The following is a 23,133-nucleotide window of genomic DNA, read 5'->3' on the forward strand; positions in this document are numbered from 1 at the left end:
AATCAAAATAGTAACCATTTCATATAAAACGAAAGCAGATTTATGATAATAAAATGATATTTTTGCAGCACCCAAATTTATTTTCAGATGAAAAAAATATTACTTTTAATTACAATTTCTTTTCTTTTGCCAAACACTTTTTTTGGTCAATCCGGAAAAAGCGTACCTCAAAATCCAGTAACCGAAAATGCTTTTTCAAAATCATATAGTTATGTAAACGATTTCGAAAAAATATTAACTTCAAATCAAATTACAACTTTAAACACAACTCTAAAATCATCTGAAAAAAAATCAGGTCATAAAATTATTGTTGTCACAATTTCTTCTATTAAACCGTATACAAACGTGCCGGAATATGCATATTATTTAGAAAAATATTTAACAGATAATTTAAAATTAAATCCTACAATCTTAATTGTATTGAGCAAAGAGCTTCGACAAATTCAAATTCAAAGTAACCACAAAGAGCTTAATACACTCACTCAAGAAGAAACTAGAAACATTATAAGCAATTTTGCAATACCCGAATTTAAAAAAGGTGATTTTTATAAAGGCTTAGAAAATGCAGTAAATCAAATAGTAAAAAAACTCGAATAGATTTTAAATAAAACTTTTTTTATAAAATCCGATTTGCGAAAGCAAGTCGGATTTTTTTTATGCGCTGATTATTTGCATAAGCCATTGTTTTGCCATTGAAAGAAACAAAGTAACCGCACTACTATAGTTTTTTATCGATTTATGAATTGAGATTACTTCGTTCCTCACAAAAAAATACTTTGAGAAAATCTTAGTCCCGAAGCCTCGGGATAGCCACTCAGAACCTTAGCATCTCGAAATTTCAGAACCTTCATAATGGCGTGTCCCTCCGGGCCGGGCTATACACTACAAGTCCTCGCACTTCCTTCATCAGGCTGTGGGCTTTTCGTTGCTATCCCTCACGCAACACTCGTTTTCATTAAAACATTCATAAAATCAGCCATTACTTTTTTTCCTTTCTTACAAAAAAATTATATTTACGTAATAAGAAATAATTATTCTAAAATAGCAGTAATGGAAAATACACCAATATTTTTTGCAGACGGAGAAAGTCCAAAAATGATTGAAGCGTTTAAAAAAGCTCAGGAAACTTTTAAATATTTCTGGCGAGAATTATCATGGGAATACCGCCGAATAGTTCCGGCACTTGATGTTGCCTGCGTAAAACTAGCTTTTACACAGGAAATAAATAACGAGACCGTAGTCGAACATATGTGGATCAATGAGATTAATTTTGATGGCGAAAAAATAAAAGGCATCTTAGTCAACGATCCCAACGAATTAACCAATGTGAGCAATGGCGAATATGTAGAGATTCCGACCAATCAAATTAGCGATTGGTTATTTGTTACTCAGGATAAAACATACGGAGGTTTTACGATACAAGCCATGCGATCTGAAATGGACGAAACCGAAAGAGAAGAACATGATGCTGCCTGGGGATTAAATTTTGGAGATTACAACAGTATTCTGATTGCTTACGAACAAAAAGAAAAACCGGAAAACCTGATCGAACATCCTATGAGCAGGAATATGAAAGAAAGTCTTGTTGATTTTGTAAAAGCAAATCCGAATGAGATTACAGCTCAGGATGAATTTGGATATACTTTTTTACACCGCGAAGCAATTGCAGGAAATAGCACAATCGTCGAAGTTTTATTAGAATCTGGCGCTGATAAAAATGCGAAAACGAATAATGACAAAACACCTTTAGATTTTGCAGAACAACTAAAATGGGAACACATCATTCCAATTTTAAAATAACAATATTAAAATCCGATTTGTAAAAGCAAGTCGGATTTTTTTATAAGTCCTTAAATTGTTTCATTTAATTAAAAAACACAGCAAAACATATATTTTTATAACTTTATCCCTAAATCAAAAGTCATGAAAGAAGTATGCATTGTTGAATTTCCGTCTAATTTAGGTCTAAAAGAACCTCAACCCGGAAAAGAGCCTGGCGTGAAAAATTTGCCTAACTGGTTCTGGAAACATAATTTGCATAAAGCCATTACTCATAAAGATATTCTAAGACTCGATCCGCCACGATATACAAACATTCGAGAAACCGAAACTAATATTCTCAATGCAAATGCATTGGTCGATTACGCACGCGAGCAAGCCTATTTAATCAACAATTTACTTTCGCAAAATAAATTTCCTTTCATTCTTGGCGGAGATTGCAGTATTTTATTAGGATCAGCAATTGCGTTAAAACAAAAAGGCAATTACGGCTTATTTTATCTCGATGGCCATACTGATTTTATGGATATTTCTCTATCAGAAACTGGCGGAGTTGGCGGAATGGCAGCCTCAATAGTTACAGGAAACGGACATAAAAAACTCACCGATATTCTTAATTTATCACCTTATATAAAAGAAGAAAATCTATGGTGCGTAGGTAATCGCGAATATGATGAAGAATACGAAAATCAGATCAGAAATTCTGCCGCGACTTATTTAAGTCTTAACGAATTAAGAAAACAAGGTATTTCAAAAAGCATTCAGGCTTTTCTTTCTGAAATCGAAAACAAAAATCTCGACGGTTTTTGGCTGCATATCGACGTCGATGTTTTAAGCGATTCAGTTATGCCTTGCGTAGACAGCAGAACACCAGACGGACTTACTTACGATGAATTTAATGAGCTTACCTCCTATTTATTTCAAAGCGAAAAACTTAGCGGACTCGAAATCACAATTCTCGATCCGGATTTAGATCCTACGGGACAATATACCAAAGATTTTGTGCATCATATCACCACCACTTTCAATACACATTTTGGAAAATTAACCTTATAAAAAACAGAAAATTCTATATTCCAAAATACAAAAATCCTAAATTTTCTTTTTAAATTAGACCAACCAATATTTCTTAAAAAAAAGAAATAATAATTAAAGTCTCATATTTAAACCAGAAAACATGACATTAGACGAATACAAAAAACAATTTTCAGAAGACGATGCTGTCGGCTGGTTATCCATAGATCAGGAGTTTGATCGTCTTTACCCCAATCAGGAACCCAAACATTATGTACCGCCAATACCTTATATGCTGGGCGGCGAAGATCCGCTTGACGGCATAAGCGTTTACGAAAGTAAAAACCAAACAGATCACCTTCATTTTGTAACCTACGGATTTTCAGAATTATATTATAACGAAGAAAAATTAGACGATGAATTTAGCAAATGGGGATTCGAACTTACCTTTCGATTAAAACCTTTTGAACCAGACAACGGAAATCCAAGCTGGGCCATTGTAATGCTTCAAAATATTGCCCGATATGTATTCGACAGCGGCAATTGGTTCGAAGAATTTCATTACATGCCGGCAAACGGTCCAATCAGACTTGACACAGACACCGATATCACTGCTTTATTGATTGTAGCCGATCCCGAAATCGAAAAAAAGCAAACCCCACATGGCGAAGTTTCTTTTCTGCAAATCGTAGGAATCACCTCTGCCGAATACGAACATTTAAAAGAAAATCCCCAAACAGCCGAGGAATTAGCCCATAAACTCAAAGAAAACAATCCTTTGTTGATTACGGATCTCACGAGAAAATAATTCCAAAAATCCGATTTATGAAAGTAAGTCGGATTTTTATTTTGGCGAATCCGCCGCGGCGAACCGGGCTGTCCACTATATCTTTTATGTTGTCCCAAAGCTTCGGAACCACTATAAAAGGATGCCGTTACCATCTCTAACGCAAACACCGGTTTTCATAACAGCAACATTTCTGAATCAAATCATATAATAAAAAAGATTATTTTAGCTCAATCCCAATGCACAAACAAAGCCTATACAATTTGGAACGCCGGATCAAAAAAACGTAAAAAAACATGGTAATTCTAAAATTTAATCACAGAGAAAGAGTATGAATATGATTAAAAAAGACCGAAAAAATTTTAATTTTCACCCTGAATAATAATACCTTTTAATTTGATTCAACATAAAATAATATGTTTAAAACTATAATGAAAAAACGAATAACATACCAAATAGATTCTTTTACAAAAGAAAAATTCAAAGGAAACCCGGCTGGAGTTGTTGTAAATGCAGACGGATTGAATGACTACCAAATGCAACAAATTGCCAGAGAACTCAACAATTCTGAAACTGCCTTTCTTTTTCATCCAGATAGTGCAGATTGCGATGGCGTTATTCGCTACTTTACCCCAAATACCGAAGTTCCAATTTGCGGACATGCTACAATCGCTGCAATGTATGCAAAAGCTATCGAAGAAAAACTGGATTCTTGTATTCTGAGATTCAAAACAAAAGTGGGCATTCTTCCTTTTGAAATAATAAAAAAAGAAGATGATTATCAAATTCTAATGACTCAGGGAAGTTTTGAACTAAGCGAAACATTTAACTCTGTTTTATCTCAAAAAATGATAACTGCATTAGGACTCGAAAAATCAGATCTTGACAAAACATGTCCCATTCAGATAGCTTCTACCGGGCATTCTAAAGTAATGATTGGAATAAAAAGCAGGGCAAAACTCAACAATTTATCACCTAATTATAATGATTTAACCCATTTAAGCAAAGAGATCAATTGCAATGGTTATTTTGTTTTTACCTTCGATTCTGATGACAAAGGTATTCTTACTTACGGAAGAATGTTCGCTCCGGCAATTGGCATAAACGAAGATCCGGTTACCGGAAATGCAAACGGACCACTTGGCGGTTATTTGGTACAAAATAAAATAGTAGATTCAAAAAACAACGAGTTTGAGTTCAATGGAAGGCAAGGTGAAAAAATAGATCGTCTTGGCGTAATAAAAGTTAAAGTTAGTATTGAAGATAACAAACCAACATTGATTCAAATTAAAGGCGACGCGGTAGTTGTTTTTAGAACTGAAATAGAAATTTAAATGATTCAAGAACAAATCATAAAAGTCCTAATCTATTCTCACGCCTTATTTGGCGGCGTTGCTTTACTTTCGGGCCTTATTTCATTAATCGCTAAAAAAGGAAAAAAAACACATAAAAAATCCGGAAAGCTTTTTTACTATTGCATGCTTTTATCAGCTTTGACTGCTTTAATTATCGCTTCGCTGCCGCAGCATGAAAGTCCTTTTTTATTCGCTATCGGGATTTTTAGTTCTTATTTTATCATAACGGGTTACAGAGCCTTACGATTCAAAAATAAAAACATCAATCTTAAAACAGACAAAATAATCTCTGCAATTATGATGTTTACAGGAGGTTTAATGATTTTATATAATCCTCTTGTTCATCAAAAAGTAAATATTGTTTTAAGTGTTTTGGGTATCGTAGGACTAGTTTTCTCGACCAGAGATTTAATACTTTACAATAACACTGATAAATTATACAATGCCTGGCTAAAATTACATTTAGGAAAAATGATTGGCGGATATATTTCAGCAACAACAGCTTTTGTGGTAGTAAACAATTTCTTCCCAAGTTTTTACGGCTGGTTTATTCCCGGAACAATAGGTGGATTTTATATTGTTTACTGGATAAAAAAGGTAAGTAAAAAACAGCAAGCACAAATACGATTACAATAAAACGGCCCTTTCACCCAATTAATTTATCATGGAAATAAGAGAAATTAAAAATTCTGATTTTGATACTTTAAGAACCTTATTCTTAAAAGAAAGACAAGCGACTTTTTCATGGCTCAATCCTTCAAAATTTAAATTAGATGATTTTGAAAAGCATATAAAAGGAGAATTGGTTTTGGTCGCAATCGACGAAAATATTCCAGTTGGTTTTATTTCGATCTGGATGCCTAATAATTTTATTCACCATTTCTATATCGATCAAAAATATCAGGGCAAAGGCATTGGGACTTTACTATTGAAAGCCGCAATTCAGCAAACCAATTTTCCTATAACATTAAAATGTTTAGAAGAAAATAGAAAAGCCGTTGCGTTTTATAGAAAAAAAGGCTTTATCGAAAAAGAAAGAGGACCATCAGAACATGGTGACTATATTCTATTCGAGTTGCCGGAAAATATTAATTAAAATAGCTAATTTTCAAAAACACATAAATCAACTTATTAATTAACCATCCAAAAAATGAAAATAAATACCATAATTCTTCTTGCAGGTTTACTGCTTATCTTAGTTTCTATTTTTCTTTCGTATAAAAAAGCTCAGAAAAAACAAAACTCCGAAACATTAGATCCTAATAAAATAATTGCGGGGCCAATAGTTCACGATGAATTAAGTGAGGAACAAATCGAAAAAATAACAAAAATACAATCTGTTTTTTCAGACATTTATCCCATATCATTAGAAGATACTATTACCAATTTTAAAAGAGATCGAAATCCTGATAACGAAATTATGGTTTGGGAAAATATGATGTATGCTTATGAAACATTTATTTCTAAAAATCCGGAAATTGACGTAGAAAAGAAATCAGAAGTTTTCAAATTAATTCTCACACGTTCTATGATGGATGAGAGCAAAGTACGTTCTCAAACAGAATTTAAGATCTTGAACGAAAATGAAGTTAATGAAATATTGGCATCTTATATATTAGAATCAAAGCCTGTTATCATCGAAAAACACTCTTAAAAACGTAACAAAATGGCCCATACTTTCTACTCTTATTTAGCTTTCATTGCTCCAAATTCAAATGCTAGCCTATCTCTTCTAAAAAACAATCTAGAAACTTTTTATCAAAAAGAAACTATAGAAAACAAACCCGAAATTGTTCTTGATGATAATCAAATCGATATTGTTTTTGATGATGATTATCGCCTGCATATTGCACTTTCTGAAGAAGAATATGTAAACGAAGAAGCACTCGAGCTTGCAGATCAATATGAACTTGACTGGAATGAAAATGTTTTTGATAAAGCCAAATTAACAACCAGCCATAAAAGATTTGAAATTTGGGGCGATGATGATTTTGATATGGATTATTTTAATGATAGTTTGTTTGTAATCGAAGAAATAGAAAATTTTAGCGATGTCATTATTTTTGCAATTCAATAATTATCTTGGGTTTAGAAGGCTTTCTTTATTTTGGTTTTAATTTGTATTTTCGTTGAAAAGAAAAACCTTTACCTAAAAATATTTTATGGAAGAAATAATACTCGAAAAATCAGTTTTTGAAGAAGTCCCAACAGAAAAAATTTATTCTGAAAAAGCAATTCGTGTTGGAACTTTTTTAGGAGGCCCTATAGTTGCCGGGTATTTTATAGCCGAAAATTTTAAAGTTTTTGGTGATTTCGACAAAGTAAAAAGAACCTGGATTATCACCATATTGGCAAGCATACTTATTTTTGGTTTAATATTTATGATTCCTGAAAATGTTAATATTCCAAATGTGATATTTCCGGTTATTTACATGGGAATCGCAGCTTACTTCACAAAAAAATATCAGGAAGGAAACATAGCCAAACATATCGAAAATGGCGGCGAAGAGTTTAATTGGTGGCGAACAATTGGTATTTCTCTTATTGGATGTATTGTTACTCTTGGCGCATTATTTGGAATCGCTTTTGCGAATGAAGCCGCCAACGGAAGACTGACAGAATCAACAAAAAAATATGGCGCGATGAATCATGAAATTGCTTATCAGAGTAATATCAATGAAAATGAAGCAGATAAAATTGCTGAAGCTTTTGAGAAAACAACTTTTTTTGATGACACTATAACGAAATATGTTTATCTGGAAAAAATAAATAACAATTACGAAATTTCTATATCCTGCAACGAATCAATTAAAAATGATAGAGCAGCTACACAAACATTCGTATACTTAAGAAACGATATGCAAAAGTTTTTTCCAGACAATAAAATCATTTTTAAGCTTGTTGTTAATGACCTTGATAATGTCGTAAAAAGGATTGAGTAAAGTAAAAATAATGACCAAAAACTTCAAAGAAGCAGAAACAGAAGACACAACAATTGTAGGTAATCCTAATTTACTTTTACTTGGCTTTGGTATTATTACATTTTTACTTTCTATAACTATTGCTTATTATACTTTTAATCTAAAATATTTTACTGAAATTAGTTTAGAAAATAGTTTAGTTTGGGTATTTGAGTTTTTCATTGTATTGTTAGCTTTTTTAAGCGTTTATATGATTTTAACTCTAAAGAAAGTTACGCTTACCAATACTGGTTTAAATATTTCATATCCTTTCTTACATTCATCACGCGATATTAGTTTTGATGATGTTTGTAAAGTTTACGATCAGGACTACGATATAAAAGGTTCGCACAATTACAAATTGTATGATATTTATAAAGGAAAAAAGACGATTATAGAAATTTATGATGCTAAAAACATTGTGATTACTTCGCTCGAAGTCAGCAACTATGCTATTCTTTCTCAAAATTTAAAAAACATTACAAAGTCTTATTTTAAGGTAAAGACGAATTATTACGATACTATTGTAAACACACAGCGCTATGGCTGGTTTGTATTTTGGGTGTTTTTTATTTATTTTTTAATTGCTTATATCATCTATAAAAAATATTCCTGATTTTTTATGAAATGGTTTGACAGGCAATAGATTAAACAGATTTACTCCGGTCTTTATTACTTTTTTGTTTCGAAATAAAATTATAAAACTGGCTTAACGAATTTGCTGGCAAACCTGACAGATTTATAACGTTCTGTATTTACCCCAACCTTCATTTCTTATATAAACTAAAACCCCTAACCTAGCCCCGATGGACGTGGTATCCTTTTTCTTGCTCCTTTAGCAAGGAAAAGATATAGCGGACAGCGGGACAAGAGGTGTTTTTTACACTTCTTATCTGCTCCTGAAAAGCTATAAATAATAAAGTTACTTCATTAATAGAATTCGTATAAATTGTAATAAAAAACTTATATATTTGAAAAATAAAAAGTATAAGATTTATGAAGTATTTTCCTTTGTATTTAATGATATTATCAATCGTAATGCTAACGATTTTTGGCTGCAAAAAAAATGATATCAATGAAAACAGATTTTCGTATTATGAAGCCATTAGTACGCAAACAGAAGTTATAAAAGTAAAATTTATTGAATGGGCAACTACTGACAGACCCGGTTTTATAACGGAAGAAAACTATAATGCCAAAAAAAATGACACTACTTTAGTAAACTATTGTTTTTATCTTGATACTAAAAACAATGATATTCAGAATTTTTCGGCTAAAAATATTGAAAAGCTGAATGACGGTGAAACAATTGAGCTCACCGGAAGATATTTCAAAACCAAAAGGTTTGATGACATTTTTCCGTATAAAGAATCTAACACCTACAGTTTTAAACCAAAGGACGGTTATTTTACTGTTTTTGTATATGAAACGATCAAATAATTCGTCTGATCTGCCCCTTAAAACTGTCTTTTTTCAACCCTAAACTATTGATTATTAATAGTTAAATTTGTTGTACTAATTTCTAAATCAGATAAAATGAGTGCAACAGATTTTACCACAAGCATAAAAGTAGACCAATCTCCTAAAGAAGTTTTTGATGCCGTTACGAATGTTCGGGGTTGGTGGTCTGAAGAAATTGAAGGCAATACGGCTCAGCTTAACGATGTATTCGATTATCATTATGAAGATGTTCATCGCTGCAAAATAAAACTGATCGAGGTAATTGAGAATCAGAAAGTCGTTTGGCTGGTCGAAGAAAACTATTTTAAATTTACGGAAGATAAAACGGAATGGACAGGCACGAAACCTACTTTTGAAATCTCTGAAAAAGACGGAAAAACCGAACTTAAGTTTACGCATTTTGGTTTGAATCCGGAATACGAATGTTTTGAAATCTGCCGGGATTCCTGGACAAATTATATTCAGAATAGTTTGAAAAAGCTTATCACAACCGGAAAAGGAGAACCAAATGCAAGCGGAAAACCTCAAACCGAAAATGAGAAAAAATTGTCTGAAAAATAATTTTCAGTTTTTTGATCCCCATTTTTAGGCTACGACAAAAATAGTTTTGGCTAAATCTGCCTGATGAATGTTGCGTAACTTTGTACTATAAAAATAGATACAAATGAAAATTACAATTACAGGTTCTTTAGGGAACATTAGCAAACCATTGGCACAAGAATTAGTGCAAAAAGGACATGAAGTTACAGTAATTAGCAGCAGTGCTGAAAAGAAGGCCGAAATTGAAGATTTGGGAGCTTCATCAGCCATAGGTTCTGTCGAAGACCCAGCTTTCTTAACCAAAGCTTTTACAGGCGCAGATTCGGTTTATTGTATGATTCCGCGTGCGAATTATTTTGATCCCAATTTGGATCTTGATGCTTTTACGCGTAAAATTGGAAATAATTATGCCGAAGCTATTAAAAATTCCGGCGTAAAACGTGTGGTATTTTTAAGCAGTATTGGGGCACATTTAGAGCAGAATTCAGGAATAATTCAGCGTTATAATGAGATCGAAACTATTTTGAAAAAGCTTGACGATGTTTCGATTACGTTTATGCGTCCAACTTCTTTCTTTTACAATTTGCTGGCTTATATACCGTCGATCAAATCGCAAGGCATTATTGCAGCTAATTATGGTGGTGACAGAATGATTCCGTGGGTTTCTCCAAATGATATTGCTGCTGCAATTGCTGAGGAAATCACAACTCCGCTTGACGGAAAAAAAGTTCGTTATGTTTCGAGCGAAGAACTTACAGGCGATGAAACAGTTCGTATTTTAGGCGAAGCTATAGGCAAACCGGATTTAAAATGGGTTTTAATCAGTGATGAAGAAACACTAAACGGCTTGGTAAACGTGGGAATGCAGCCTAAAATCGCCGAAGGTTTGGTCGAAATGTACGCCGGACTTTACAACGGTTTATTGGGCGAAGATTACATTAAAAACAGACCGGCAGAAATGGGAAAAACAAAACTAGCCAATTATGCCAAAGAATTTGCTGCTATTTATAAACAGAAATAAGTACCTTAGACTATGGCAAATCATCAACCACACCGCATAAAAAGTATTAGCGAATTTCATGAGTTTCGGGATTTGCCCAAGCCTGAACATCCGTTAGTGAGCGTTTATAATTTTGTGGATCTAAAACATCTAAACGAAGAAGAACCAAAAAGTTTAATGCTTGATTTTTATTCGATTGCATTAAAACGTCATGCTAATGCAACCATGCGTTACGGTCAGCAGGAGTACGATTTTAAAGAAGGTGTTTTGTTGTTTATTGCGCCAGGTCAGGTTTTTTCTATAGAAGGAAATGCCGAGTTACAACATACAGGATGGTCATTATTGATTCATCCTGATTTTTTATGGAATACGCCTTTGGCAAAAAAAATCAAGCAATACGAGTATTTTGGCTATTCGGTTCATGAAGCTTTGCATCTTTCTGACAAAGAAGAAAAAATGATTATTGGCATTATAAAAAATATTCAGCAGGAATATCAGTCGAATATTGATAAATTCAGCCAGGATGTTATTATTGCCCAAATCGAATTGCTGCTCACTTATGCAGAACGTTTTTATAACCGACAATTTATTACCCGAAAAATAAGCAATCATCAGATTCTGGCTCGTTTAGAAAACTTGCTTGAAGATTATTTTGCAAATGAATCTCTGTCTAAAAAGGGTTTGCCAACTGTACATTATATTGCCGAAACCCTAAATGTTACGCCCAATTATTTAAGCGGATTACTCAAATCGCTTACAGGCCAAAGCACGCAGCAACACATACACGATAAATTGATCGAAAAAGCCAAAGAAAAACTTTCGACAACCAACTTATCCATCAGCGAAATTGCTTTTGAACTGGGTTTCGAACATCAGCAATCTTTTAGCAAATTGTTTAAGACCAAAACAAATGTCTCTCCTTTAGAATTCAGACAATCTTTTAACTAAATAGAAGCTATAATTTTCATAAATTCGTTATTCTTAAATCAAGTTTATGAATCCGATTTTTAAAAATACTTTGGCCGTAATTATTGGCCTTTTTGTTGGAAGTGTTGTCAATATGGCTATTATTTTAATGAGTAGTTCGGTTATTCCTCCTCCAAACGGTGCAGATGTTACTACAATGGAAGGACTAAAAGCGACCATGCATTTATTCGAACCTAAACATTTTATTTTTCCTTTTCTTGCACATGCCATCGGAACTTTTGCCGGTGCGGCAACAACAGCTTTAATTGCTGCCAATCGCAAAACAGAATTGGCTTTGGCAATTGGCTCTTTCTTTTTATTAGGAGGTATTGTCAATGTTTGTACATTGCCTTCACCTATTTGGTACAACATATTAGATGTTGTATTAGCCTACTTGCCAATGGCTTATCTGGCTAGAAAGTTAGTTGTTTCAAAAGAGTCTTAACTTTATATTTTTCAAAAATGAGCAACAAATCAATCATAGCGAAACCGGCAAAAATGTGTTACGAACATATTGGCGGAAAATTGGGGCAATTACTGGTAGAAAATTTTGCTGATAAAGGCTGGATTGCCAAAAACAAACCAACTGATAAAAACTATTATATTACTGATTTGGGACAAGAAGGATTTGAAAAATTAGGCATTGACATTTCACAAATCAAGTCTGAAGAGTTATAAATAAAAAAAATGAAAAAAGTTGGACTCGTAGGCGGAACCAGTTGGGTTTCGACAATAGATTATTATAAATTCATAAACGAAGGTGTAAATAAAAAACTGGGCGGATTGCAATTTGCAGAATGTTTGATTTATTCTTTGAACTTTGGTGATATTCAGGAAAAAACCTGGCCAAACGCATACGAACTGGTATTGAATGCGTGCTTAAGTTTACAAAAAAGCGGTGTTGATGCTATTGTTTTGTGCGCCAATACAGCGCATATGCATGCAGACAAAATCGAAAAAGAAATTGACGTACCGTTAATTCATATTGGTACTGAAACAGCAAAAGCCATAACACAAGAAAAAATTACAACGGTTGGTCTTTTAGGAACTTCGTTTTCTATGGAAATGGATTTTTATAAAGACCGTCTGAAAAGTTTTGGATTAAATGTATTGATTCCCGAAAGTCAGAAAACTCGAAATTATATACAACAGGTTTTAAAACAAGAACTGGGTAAAGGAATTATAAATCCGGAATCGAAAAAAAACTATATCAAAATTGCCAACGAACTGATCGAGCGTGGCGCCGAAGGGATTATTTTGGGCTGTACCGAAATTCCTTTATTAATCGACCAATCTGATTTTTCTGTTCCTGTTTTCGATACAACAAAAATACATTCGGATGCTATTGTAAGCTTTATGCTTGCTTCAACTTAAATTATAACTTATGAGCTATTTTGGCGGACTAGGTGCTGGAAAAGGATGGAATAAATTTAATTTTATCCTTACACCTGAGCAATTTGAATCAATTTTCAGTGAACTTAAATTTTACTTTGTTATTACAAACACAAGGGTTGCCATAGATTATACTGCAACTGATAAATCTTATGTTTATGATGGTTACAAAGATTTTTTTAATGAAATCATGATTGGTAACAAAGAATACGATAGAAAAGAACATTGGTTGTACGAGGATAAAATCAGAATATCGATTACTGACGATATTTCTAAAATTGGCTTCAAAGAAATTATAGACAAAAAAGGAACTGTTTCTAATAAATTTAAATTGGTTGATCCAACAGAACCAGTAATCGATATCAGCCCTTTTTATATTATCTTTTCAGAGCATAAGGAAAGCTTAAGTATCGCTTATATGAATACCGAAGGTACAATAGGTTTAGAACTGACTTATCCTAAATTGGTAAGTTTTTCTACTGATAAATTCAATTCTGTTGTTGATACGAATCAGTTCAACAACACCTTGTTATTTAATGATTTAATAAAAAACATAAAAGCATTATCCAGTAAAGCAAAATTGCAAAGCAATACAAAACTATATCGCCCAAATTTCTGGATTAGTCCCGAAGCAAAAAAAGTTATCAATGAAAATAGATATTTAAAATCGAACTCATTAACTATCATTTAATACCACAAAATCGGATATGAAAAAGATTTCAAGACTATTATTACTTCTATTGGTTTCGGTTTTATTCATAAACTGTGCTTCTTTTTCGAATAAAGATTTTAAAAACGACTACACTAAAATAAATGAAAGCAATCTTCTTTCGTTTAACGGAAAATATTCTTTTTATCCCATTAAGAAATTCGACAAAAAAAATCCGAATTCACAATATGATATTTCCCAAAACATCATCAACTCTTATAATTACATCACAAACGATATTCTAAAATTTGACAAAAAGGATTCTATTGTAAAAGGCCTTACTGAATATCATATCGAATTAAATCTCATTAACAATACGGACTTAGACGTTGCATTATTTAAAAACAATAACAGCATAAAAAAACAGCAAATAAAAGGCGAGCTTAAAAACGACGGTATGTTTTATCTCGATAACAAATACCTGAAATGCAACGGAATCCCTTATCTTTTTGGCGGATGCAATAACAATAAAAGACGCATTACGCTTTCTAAAAACAATAATCTAATTATAAACGAAGCCTTAGATAATGCGGGTGCACTGTTATTTATTTTTTGGGCTGGCCAAAGTTATAATGGTGTGTATGAATTTAAGCGTTTAGAATAAAATAGTAATCTCTTTTTGAATTTCTTAAATTCTTATTTTATAACTTAGTTAGCTTTTAAAATTTTAAAATCATGACTAAGAAAGAAATAGCCCAGGACTTTTTAAAACTCGCTGCAAACGGGCATTCTCACGAAGCATTTCGTTTGTATGTTGGTGATAAATTTAAACATCATAATGCTTATTTTAAAGGTGATGCCGATACATTGATGCTGGCAATGGAAGAATCTACAAGAACAAACCCGAATAAAGTTTTTAAAATTCATCATATTCTTGAAGATGGCAATCTCGTCGCCGTACATTCGCATTTAAAACAAACTCCTGTAGAACCCGGTTTTGCAGTTGTTCATATTCTTAAATTCAAAGCAGATAAAATTGTCGAATTCTGGGATTTAGGACAACCTGTACCAAAAGAACCTATTAACGAAAATGGAATGTTCTGATTTTAACCGCAAAGAACGCAATGTTTTTTTACTTACGGAGTTTTATAAATTGACAAAGTTCGCAAAGCTTTGTATTGATTTAGTTTTACGGTGAATTTACCGCAAAGAACGCTAAGTTTTTTTATCAATCAGGAAGTTTTAAAACACAAAGTTCGCAAAGCTTTGTATTGATCTGGCTTTGCGAACTTTGCTAATTTATAAATTACATAAACAAAAACATTGCGCTCTTTACGGTAAAAAATCTTAATTTGACCTTAATTAAAACACAAAGTTCGCAAAGCTTTGTATTGATCTAGCTTTGCGAACTTTGCTAATTTATAAATTACATAAACAAAAACATTGCGCTCTTTGCGGTAAAATAGCCGTAAAGAGCTTAAACTTGAAACAAAAAAATAAAAATGACTTCTAATCTTCGAATTACCTTTATATTATCCTCTATTCTTCTCTTCTCAAATTGTAATGTATTCGCTCAGAAAAAAAACAATTATGCCGCTCAAATTGATAGTTTGATAAGTGTCAGCAATCCAATATTTAATGGCGTTGTACTGATCGCCAAAAACGGAAAAACAGTTTACAATAAAGTATACGGTTTTACCAATTTTGAAACCAGAAAATATTTAAAAACAGACAGTCAATTCGAAATCATGTCGAATACAAGACAAATCACGGCTGTTTTAATCTTAAAAGAAGTAGAACAAGGCCAAATTGATTTACAGGCGCCTATAAAAAAATATTTACCTCAAATGAACCAAACCTGGGCAGAATCTGTAACGGTTCACCAACTTTTAAATCATACACATGGAATTATCGATTTGACAAAACCGCTGTTGTTTAAACCGGGAAGTGACTTTAAATATGGAGATTTAGGCTATAGTTTACTGGGAAAAATAATTGAATCTGTTACTAAAAAAAGCTATTACGAAGTAGCCAATACATTTTTTAAACAGCTAAAGATGAAAAATACACTTTGTTTTTCTGCAGCGCCAATTAAAAATTTAGTTTCAGGATATGTCAACAACAATAATGCTTTTAAGTTAGTTTCAAGATCGATGATTACTATCGAAAGTACTTCTTCTAACGGAATTGTTTCAACGGCAGGTGATTTAGCAATCTGGAATGAAAATCTGCATAAAGGAAAACTACTGAAACCAGAAAGTTATCTATTACTGTTTAAGTACAATATAACGGCTCAGAATAGTTTCTTCGGCACAGAAAAAATAGGTTACGGATACGGTTTTAGAATTGTCGATAAGGAACCTATAAAATATATTGGCCACACAGGTTTAGGTGATGGTTTTTCTTCGATAAATTTATATTTTCCTGACAGTGATGTAAGTTTAATTATTCTAGAAAACCAAATGAATCAAAATCGTGATTTGTTTTATGCTAATGAAGTAAAAATCAAAAATATTCTGCTGAAAAGCAATTTGCTAAACAAAAAATAAAACACAATGGCAAAGAATAAAACTACCGAAACCAATGAAAGTACTACTGATTTTATAAATACTTTTGTTGAAGATGAAACCAAAAGAAATGACGCTTTTGAACTCATCAAAATAATGCAGGAAGTAACCCATTTTGAGCCAAAAATGTGGGGACCAAGTATTATTGGTTTTGGAAGTTATCATTATAAATATGCCAGCGGTCACGAAGGCGATGCACCTCTTGTGGGGTTTTCTCCACGAAAAGCAGCCATTTCACTTTATATCAATGTTCCGACAGAAAATAGAGACGAATTACTTTCTAAACTTGGCAAACACAAAGCTTCTAAAGGTTGCATTTATGTAAAAAAAATAGCCGATATCAATATTGAAGTGCTAAAAAATATGATTTCACTTTCGTTACAACAATAAAAAAAATACCCAAAAATTAAATACCACCATGACTCTTACACTAATAATTTTATTGTTCGCCATTCTTATTTTGGTTTCACAACATCCCAGATATGGTAAAAAGCCATCAGGGGAAAGATTGGCCTTAATACAAAAATCACCCAACTATAAAAACGGAAAATTCGAAAACCAAAGTTTTACTCCCGAACTTGCCGAAGGTTATAGTTTCTCTAAAGTTTTCTTTGATTTTTTATTTAAGAAAGTAGATCGCAAAACTCCAACAGATATTATTCCGTCTGTAAAAACAAATCTACACGAACTTCCTGTCGATCAGGATGTTTTGGTTTGGTTTGGGCATTCCTCCTATTATATTCAACTTGAAGGAAAACGTTTTTTGATTGATCCTGTTTTTAGCGGCAACGCCTCTCCTATTTACGGCACCACAAAAGCATTCAAAGGAACTGATATTTATAGCGCTAATGATATTCCGGAAATTGATTATTTATTGATTACGCACGATCATTACGACCATCTTGATTATGCAACTATCAAGCAACTGCAACCCAAAATAAAAAAAATAGTTTGCGCTCTTGGTGTTGGTTCACATCTTGAATTTTGGAAATTTCCTAAAGAAATTATCATCGAAAAAGACTGGAATGAAAAAATAGAATTAGATCAGAATCTGACGCTTTATACCACTCCATCCCGACATTTTTCGGGCAGAAGCATTGATCGATGTAATACACTTTGGACATCGTTTGTACTAGAAGCCAACAATTTTAAAATGTATCTGGGCGGCGACAGCGGTTACGATACACATTATGCTGAAATTGGCAACAAATTTGGCCCTTTTGATATCGCACTTCTCGATAACGGACAATATAATCCTGCCTGGAAATACATTCACAATCTACCTGAAGATGTCATAAAAGCCATGAAAGAGATAAAAGCGAAAAGAGTATTTCCGGTTCATAATTCAAAATTTCCTTTGTCTCTCCATTCCTGGGATGAGCCTTTGATAAAAGTAACAGAATTGAATGCAGCTTCAGAAAATCCTATTCCATTAATTACTCCAAAAATCGGAGAAGTAGTAGAACTCAGAAACGAAAATCAAGAATTTCAACAATGGTGGAAAGGGGTTAGATGATTTTTGATTGCAGATTTTTGATTGTAGATTGTAGATTAAAAACTGTGATTTAACTGAACCAAAACACCATAGTTTGTCATCCTGACAAAGGAAGGATCACACTAGTTTATCGCCAAAGAATGTCGACAATCTTTGCAAAGTTTCTTGTGTGATCCTTCCTTCGTCAGGATGACAAGATTAACCAAAAATTGGAATGCAACTCAGAACCTGAAACTTGAAACCTGAAACAAACTTCGCAAAAACCATGAACCAAAAAATATACCTTTTAGCAATTTCTTTTCTCATTACCCTAAATAGCTTCTCCCAAAATACTTATGTCTTTTTAGGAAGTTATAACCGGGATCTTACCGCAGAATCTATTCAGGTGTATCAATTAGATACCGTAAAAGGAAAATTGAACAAAATAACATCTGCGAAAAATATCATCAATCCATCGTATTTGACTTTATCTCCAAACGGAAAATATCTTTATGCCTGTACTGATACCAAAACACCAAATGCCGGAAGCGTGAGCAGTTTTGAATTTAATCCTGCGAACAAATCCCTTACATTTTTGAACAAACAATCCAGCGGTGGCGAAAATCCGGTTTATCTCTCGGTTCATAAAAGCGGAAAATGGCTGGCAAACGCCAATTACAACGAAGGAAGTGTTTCGGTTCACCCGATATTAGAAAATGGAAAAATAGATTCGATTGCACAAAATTTTCAATATTCAGATGGAAGTGTCAATAAAGAAAGACAAACCAAATCTCACGTTCATTCGGCTGTATTTTCGCCTCAAAGTGATTATTTATTCCTGCCCGATTTAGGTGCCGATAAAATTCGTTGTTACCGTTTTGATGCAACTCTAAAACAACCATTAATAGAAACAAAAATTCCGTTTACCAAAACAGATTTAGAAGCCGGACCAAGACATTTTACTTTTCATCCCAATGAAAAATTTGGTTATTGTATCGAAGAAATGGGAGGCGCAATAAGTGTTTATCAATATCAGGATGGAACTTTAAAACAAATTCAGCGCATCAATACGCATCCGGATACGATAATATCTGGTTTTGAAAGCTCAGACATTCATATTTCGCCTGACGGAAAATTTCTATACGCTACAAACCGAGGAAAAGAAAACAATATTGCCATTTTTTCTATTGATGAAAATGGTCTTTTGAAAAACATTGGTTATCAATCGACTCTAGGAAATCATCCGAGAGTTTTTGCCCTTGATGAAAGCGGAAAATTTTTGGTTGCTACCAATGTCAATTCGGGAAACGTAGTAGTTTTTAAAAGAAATCAAAAAACCGGATTGCTTAAAAAAGTAGAAAATAAAGTTAAAATGGAGAATGTTTCCTGTGTTCAGATTAAGAGAATATAATCACATTTTACGTCATTGCGAGGAACGAAGCAATCTCAGGTGCTGTATCGGCAAAAGTTTATAGTATTGTGATTTCGAACACAGATGACACGGATTCGCAAGCGAAGACACAGATTATCGCAGATTTCCTATCGTTTGGCATTTATGCAAAAGCAGAAATCACACAAAATTTATAAATCTTTTATAATCCTTTAATCTGTGGCAAAAAACTTCTTTATCAGAAAACTAAAGTCAAATTTTTATTTTAAATTCGTAGTTCTCCGTCAAAATTAGTGGCAAACGAGAATTTAACCTTTATAAAATGACAAAATCAGCATTCAATTTACAACCTGAAATTTTAGAAGACGATATTACAAAATTAGTTCCGCTACAGGAAAGTGATTTTGACGCACTTTATCAAGTAGCCTCAGATCCATTAATTTGGGAACAACATCCAATCAAAGACCGATATAAAATAGAAATCTTCAGACCCTTTTTTGATGCGGCAATCAACTCAAAAAGTTCTTTTTTGATTTTGGATAAACAAACAAATGAAATTGTAGGCAATACGCGTTACTACGATTACAATCCGGAGAAATCCAGCATTGCCATTGGTTTTACTTTTATTGGTCGAAAATTTTGGGGCGGACTATATAATAAATCAAATAAAAAACTATTAATAGATTATGCTTTTCAACATGTAGATTCGGTACTATTTCATATTGGTACAGATAATATACGTTCACAAAAAGCAGTCTCGAAATTAGGAGCTATAAATATTGGCGAAGTAAATAGTATAGGTAATATTCCAGTCAATTTACCTCATTTTGAATATGAGTTGAAGGTTGAAAATTATAAATTGTGAGTTATGAGTTATGAGTTGGAAAATATTTACTCTTCTTTTTGACAAATTAACTTTCTAATGTGCCTTGGGCAGATATTGGTAGTTTATTAGGTTATAGAGTTGGTTGACGTGCCGTAGATTCGCAATAGGATTTTTTGTTGCGTACCTACGGCACGCTATCTATTCTAATTCATATTTTTTCTACCAATCTGTAGTGCCTAACGGCACAAAATACCGACTTTTAATCTTTGATTTTCATTATCACTTTCAATATTTAACGAATAACAAATAATCCTCTCACTTCTAACATCTTACCATTAACTAATAACGAATAACTTCTAACATTTAACGAATAACATATAACTTCTAACAATGAAAAGAATTACAGTTTTCTGCGGATCTAGTTTTGGAACCGAAGAAATTTACAAAGAACAGGCAACATTGCTGGGGCAAACTTTAGCAAAACAAAATATAGAATTGGTTTATGGCGGAGCAAACGTAGGTTTAATGGGTGCTGTAGCCGACGGAATTTTAAACGAAGGAGGAAAAGCAATTGGCGTTTTACCCAACTTTTTAAGATCGAAAGAAATTGCACATTTAGGCCTGACCGAATTGATTTTGGTCGAAAGTATGCACGAAAGAAAAACCCAAATGAACGATTTATGCGACGGCGTAATTGCACTTCCGGGTGGTTTTGGAACTCTCGAAGAACTTTTCGAAATGCTAACCTGGGCTCAATTAGGGCTTCACAAAAAACCAATCGCCATTTTAAACATCGACGGCTTTTATGATTCTCTAATCGAATTAACGAAAGTAATGGTAGAAAAAGGTTTACTGAAAGAGGCTAATCAGCAAATGCTTTTGGTAAGCGATAATATTGATGATTTATTAGAGCAAATGAAAAATTACGTGGCACCAACCACCGGAAAATGGATTGATAAAGATAAAGTTTAAACAAACTTTAAATCATAGATTATAGAATCCATACAGGTTAAGACTTGTGTGGATTTTTTTTTGAAGTTATTTGGGATTTCTTTCTTAAATTAGAGGTTGTAAAAATTTGTTTCAAGTTTCAAGTTTCAAGTTTACACGCCAATTTTTTGTTTCAAATTTTACAAATAACATTTTACAAACAACATCTTACCAATAAAAAATGAAAGCAGAAAACAACCACTTCGCAAAAGCCGAAATGCTGATTAGAAAACCTGTTTCAGAAGTTTTTCAGGCTTTTACAGATCCGGAAATTACAAGTAAATTTTGGTTTACAAAAGGTTCCGGAAAACTAGAACAAGACACTACAACCGAATGGACCTGGGAAATGTATGGTTTTTCATTGACCGTGACAACTCATGTTTTGCAGGAAAATCATAAAATTGTGATCGAATGGGGAAATCCCGACGAATCGACTTTAGTAGAATGGATTTTTAGTCCATTAAACGAAAATGAAACTTTTGTAAGCATCATCAATTCAGGTTTAAAAGGAGATTCGGATAAAATAATCGATCAGGTTCGCAATTCTACTGAAGGTTTTGCACTGGTTTTGGCTGGAGCCAAAGCATATTTGGAGCATAATATTCAGTTGAATTTGGTTTTGGATCGATTTCCTAAAGGATTGGCATAAAAACTTATTTAACCTCAAAGTTCGCAAGGATTTTTTTATTGGACTGAAAATAATCTCGGAAAGTCGCAAGGTCGCAAAGTTTTGAGCACATTTATGGTTATTTTTTTTTCACGCAGATTTTGCAGATTGAGCAGATTAAAATTTGTAATTAATTCTAAATTAAAGTTTAAAGAAAAAATATTAAAAAACTTTGCGCCTCTGCGCCTTTGCGAGATCAAAAAAGAACAAACTTTTAAAAAAATTACATAGAAAAATGGACACAAAGAAACCAGCAAATATCGATGAATATATTGGCGCGTTCCCAAATGACGTTCAGGAAATTCTGGAGAAAGTCAGGGCAACGATTCAGAAGGCGGCGCCGGATGCCAAAGAGAAAATCAGTTATTCGATGCCAGCTTTTGAACAAAACGGAATCGTGGTTTATTTTGCTGCTTTTAAAAATCATATTGGTTTGTATGCTTTACCAAGCGGTCATGAAGCTTTTAGAGAAGAACTTTCGAAATATAAATCCGGAAAAGGTTCTGTACAATTTCCTCTCGATCAACCAATGCCGTATGATCTGATTAACAAAATTGTAAAATTTAGAGTAAAAGAAAACCTTGAAAAAGCAAAAAAGAAATAATATTAAATGGATTCAACCCAACATTACGATCAACTTTACAAAAAATCTTCCGAAGCTATTTTGGCAGGTAATTACAAATTAGATTCACAACTTAATAATGAATCTGATTCGCGGTTTGGAATCACGTTTCTCATTCGCCCGAGCGAAATCATTAAAGCAAATATTCAGTTGTTTTTAGATGAATTAAAGGCTGTTGAACCTCATCAATATTATTATCCTGATGCTGATATTCATATTACTGTGATGTCTATTATTTCCTGTTACGACGGTTTTACTTTAGATAAAATAAATGTTCACGAATATATCGACCTCATTCAGCAAAGTCTTGTGCATTTAGATGCAATAAAAATCGGGTTTCGCGGTGTAACAGCTTCTCCGTCTGCTATAATGATTCAGGGGTTTCCAACGGATGAATCTTTGAATAATTTCAGGGATAAACTTCGGGAGAACTTTAAAAAATCTTCTTTAGAACAAAGTATCGATAGTCGTTACGCCATTTCAACAGCGCATTCGACTGTAATGCGATTTCAGGACAAACTCGAAAATCCGGAACAATTAATACAAGTTGTAGAAAAATATCGTGATTATGATTTTGGAAAATTCGAAGCCAAAAATCTGGAACTGGTTTATAACGATTGGTATCAGCGAGAAAAAAACACCATTCGCTTAGCCAATTTTATTATTTGATTTACTCGTAACTAATTTTGCTAAA

Annotated in this window: 30 protein-coding genes; all 30 read left to right on the plus strand. The window is 33.0% G+C overall.

The window, feature by feature from the left end; translation table 11 throughout:
• The first annotated feature begins 87 nt into the window (after positions 1-87).
• The 30 genes from LNP81_RS24415 to LNP81_RS24560 all read left to right on the plus strand — a co-directional run bounded on the left by LNP81_RS24415 (position 88) and on the right by LNP81_RS24560 (position 23,108).
• Positions 88-597 carry a TPM domain-containing protein gene (locus LNP81_RS24415; RefSeq protein ID WP_230039900.1) on the plus strand — a complete coding sequence of 170 codons (510 nt, stop codon included), beginning with the start codon at positions 88-90 and terminating at the stop codon, positions 595-597.
• A gap of 453 nt (positions 598-1,050) precedes the next feature.
• The gene (locus LNP81_RS24420; RefSeq protein WP_230039901.1) at positions 1,051-1,800 is read left to right on the plus strand and encodes a DUF2314 domain-containing protein; all 750 of its coding nucleotides are present in this window, start codon (positions 1,051-1,053) and stop codon (positions 1,798-1,800) included.
• A 123-nt stretch (positions 1,801-1,923) separates the two neighbouring features.
• Entirely contained in the window at positions 1,924-2,835 is a 912-nt protein-coding gene (locus LNP81_RS24425) for an arginase family protein (protein ID WP_230039902.1), read from the plus strand.
• Positions 2,836-2,956: 121 nt separating this feature from the next.
• Positions 2,957-3,601, plus strand: coding sequence for a suppressor of fused domain protein (locus LNP81_RS24430; protein WP_230039904.1), 645 nt, complete (start codon positions 2,957-2,959; stop codon positions 3,599-3,601).
• A gap of 410 nt (positions 3,602-4,011) precedes the next feature.
• Positions 4,012-4,914 carry a PhzF family isomerase gene (locus LNP81_RS24435; RefSeq protein WP_230039906.1) on the plus strand — a complete coding sequence of 301 codons (903 nt, stop codon included), beginning with the start codon at positions 4,012-4,014 and terminating at the stop codon, positions 4,912-4,914.
• A complete protein-coding gene (locus LNP81_RS24440; RefSeq protein WP_230039908.1) occupies positions 4,915-5,571 on the plus strand; it encodes a DUF2306 domain-containing protein in 657 nt (218 codons plus the stop codon). It begins immediately after the preceding gene.
• A gap of 28 nt (positions 5,572-5,599) precedes the next feature.
• Positions 5,600-6,031, plus strand: a complete 432-nt coding sequence (locus LNP81_RS24445; protein ID WP_230039909.1) for a GNAT family N-acetyltransferase — start codon at positions 5,600-5,602, stop codon at positions 6,029-6,031.
• Between the two features lie 54 nt (positions 6,032-6,085).
• Positions 6,086-6,589, plus strand: a complete 504-nt coding sequence (locus LNP81_RS24450; protein WP_230039910.1) for a hypothetical protein — start codon at positions 6,086-6,088, stop codon at positions 6,587-6,589.
• A 12-nt stretch (positions 6,590-6,601) separates the two neighbouring features.
• Positions 6,602-7,012, plus strand: coding sequence for a hypothetical protein (locus LNP81_RS24455; RefSeq protein ID WP_230039911.1), 411 nt, complete (start codon positions 6,602-6,604; stop codon positions 7,010-7,012).
• Between the two features lie 85 nt (positions 7,013-7,097).
• Complete coding sequence (locus LNP81_RS24460) at positions 7,098-7,877, plus strand: hypothetical protein (protein WP_230039912.1); 780 nt, start codon at positions 7,098-7,100, stop codon at positions 7,875-7,877.
• The gene (locus tag LNP81_RS24465) at positions 7,870-8,511 is read left to right on the plus strand and encodes a hypothetical protein (RefSeq protein ID WP_230039913.1); all 642 of its coding nucleotides are present in this window, start codon (positions 7,870-7,872) and stop codon (positions 8,509-8,511) included. Before LNP81_RS24460 ends, LNP81_RS24465 begins: the two co-directional genes overlap by 8 nt.
• 380 nt (positions 8,512-8,891) lie before the next feature.
• Positions 8,892-9,335 (plus strand): hypothetical protein, encoded by a 444-nt coding sequence (locus tag LNP81_RS24470; RefSeq protein WP_230039914.1) that lies wholly within the window; start codon positions 8,892-8,894, stop codon positions 9,333-9,335.
• 96 nt (positions 9,336-9,431) lie between these two features.
• On the plus strand, positions 9,432-9,917 hold the full coding sequence (locus tag LNP81_RS24475) for an SRPBCC family protein (RefSeq protein WP_230039915.1): 486 nt from the start codon (positions 9,432-9,434) through the stop codon (positions 9,915-9,917).
• A gap of 103 nt (positions 9,918-10,020) precedes the next feature.
• Positions 10,021-10,917 carry an NmrA family NAD(P)-binding protein gene (locus LNP81_RS24480; protein ID WP_230039917.1) on the plus strand — a complete coding sequence of 299 codons (897 nt, stop codon included), beginning with the start codon at positions 10,021-10,023 and terminating at the stop codon, positions 10,915-10,917.
• A gap of 12 nt (positions 10,918-10,929) precedes the next feature.
• Positions 10,930-11,844 carry a helix-turn-helix domain-containing protein gene (locus LNP81_RS24485; RefSeq protein ID WP_230039920.1) on the plus strand — a complete coding sequence of 305 codons (915 nt, stop codon included), beginning with the start codon at positions 10,930-10,932 and terminating at the stop codon, positions 11,842-11,844.
• Between the two features lie 46 nt (positions 11,845-11,890).
• On the plus strand, positions 11,891-12,307 hold the full coding sequence (locus tag LNP81_RS24490) for a hypothetical protein (RefSeq protein ID WP_230039921.1): 417 nt from the start codon (positions 11,891-11,893) through the stop codon (positions 12,305-12,307).
• Between the two features lie 17 nt (positions 12,308-12,324).
• Positions 12,325-12,540, plus strand: a complete 216-nt coding sequence (locus tag LNP81_RS24495; protein WP_230039922.1) for an ArsR family transcriptional regulator — start codon at positions 12,325-12,327, stop codon at positions 12,538-12,540.
• 9 nt (positions 12,541-12,549) lie between these two features.
• Entirely contained in the window at positions 12,550-13,236 is a 687-nt protein-coding gene (locus LNP81_RS24500; protein ID WP_230039923.1) for an aspartate/glutamate racemase family protein, read from the plus strand.
• Positions 13,237-13,246: 10 nt separating this feature from the next.
• Positions 13,247-13,945, plus strand: coding sequence for a hypothetical protein (locus LNP81_RS24505; protein ID WP_230039924.1), 699 nt, complete (start codon positions 13,247-13,249; stop codon positions 13,943-13,945).
• Between the two features lie 16 nt (positions 13,946-13,961).
• Complete coding sequence (locus tag LNP81_RS24510) at positions 13,962-14,567, plus strand: hypothetical protein (RefSeq protein ID WP_230039925.1); 606 nt, start codon at positions 13,962-13,964, stop codon at positions 14,565-14,567.
• Positions 14,568-14,638: 71 nt separating this feature from the next.
• Positions 14,639-15,007, plus strand: a complete 369-nt coding sequence (locus LNP81_RS24515) for a nuclear transport factor 2 family protein (RefSeq protein ID WP_230039926.1) — start codon at positions 14,639-14,641, stop codon at positions 15,005-15,007.
• 398 nt (positions 15,008-15,405) lie between these two features.
• The gene (locus LNP81_RS24520) at positions 15,406-16,452 is read left to right on the plus strand and encodes a serine hydrolase domain-containing protein (protein WP_230039928.1); all 1,047 of its coding nucleotides are present in this window, start codon (positions 15,406-15,408) and stop codon (positions 16,450-16,452) included.
• A 6-nt stretch (positions 16,453-16,458) separates the two neighbouring features.
• Positions 16,459-16,860: a DUF1801 domain-containing protein gene (locus tag LNP81_RS24525; protein ID WP_230039929.1), complete on the plus strand. Its 402-nt coding sequence runs from the start codon at positions 16,459-16,461 to the stop codon at positions 16,858-16,860.
• Positions 16,861-16,888: 28 nt separating this feature from the next.
• On the plus strand, positions 16,889-17,986 hold the full coding sequence (locus LNP81_RS24530; protein WP_230039931.1) for an MBL fold metallo-hydrolase: 1,098 nt from the start codon (positions 16,889-16,891) through the stop codon (positions 17,984-17,986).
• Between the two features lie 244 nt (positions 17,987-18,230).
• Positions 18,231-19,355, plus strand: coding sequence for a lactonase family protein (locus LNP81_RS24535; RefSeq protein ID WP_230039933.1), 1,125 nt, complete (start codon positions 18,231-18,233; stop codon positions 19,353-19,355).
• Positions 19,356-19,656: 301 nt separating this feature from the next.
• Positions 19,657-20,199, plus strand: coding sequence for a GNAT family N-acetyltransferase (locus LNP81_RS24540; RefSeq protein ID WP_230039936.1), 543 nt, complete (start codon positions 19,657-19,659; stop codon positions 20,197-20,199).
• A gap of 351 nt (positions 20,200-20,550) precedes the next feature.
• Positions 20,551-21,132: an LOG family protein gene (locus LNP81_RS24545; protein ID WP_230039939.1), complete on the plus strand. Its 582-nt coding sequence runs from the start codon at positions 20,551-20,553 to the stop codon at positions 21,130-21,132.
• Positions 21,133-21,331: 199 nt separating this feature from the next.
• A complete protein-coding gene (locus LNP81_RS24550; protein ID WP_230039942.1) occupies positions 21,332-21,799 on the plus strand; it encodes an SRPBCC family protein in 468 nt (155 codons plus the stop codon).
• Between the two features lie 253 nt (positions 21,800-22,052).
• Entirely contained in the window at positions 22,053-22,421 is a 369-nt protein-coding gene (locus LNP81_RS24555) for an iron chaperone (RefSeq protein ID WP_230039945.1), read from the plus strand.
• 6 nt (positions 22,422-22,427) lie between these two features.
• Complete coding sequence (locus LNP81_RS24560) at positions 22,428-23,108, plus strand: mutarotase (RefSeq protein ID WP_230039947.1); 681 nt, start codon at positions 22,428-22,430, stop codon at positions 23,106-23,108.
• Positions 23,109-23,133: the final 25 nt, after the last annotated feature.

The sequence above is a fragment of the Flavobacterium piscisymbiosum genome (assembly GCF_020905295.1).
Classification (GTDB): Bacteria; Bacteroidota; Bacteroidia; order Flavobacteriales; family Flavobacteriaceae; genus Flavobacterium; species Flavobacterium piscisymbiosum.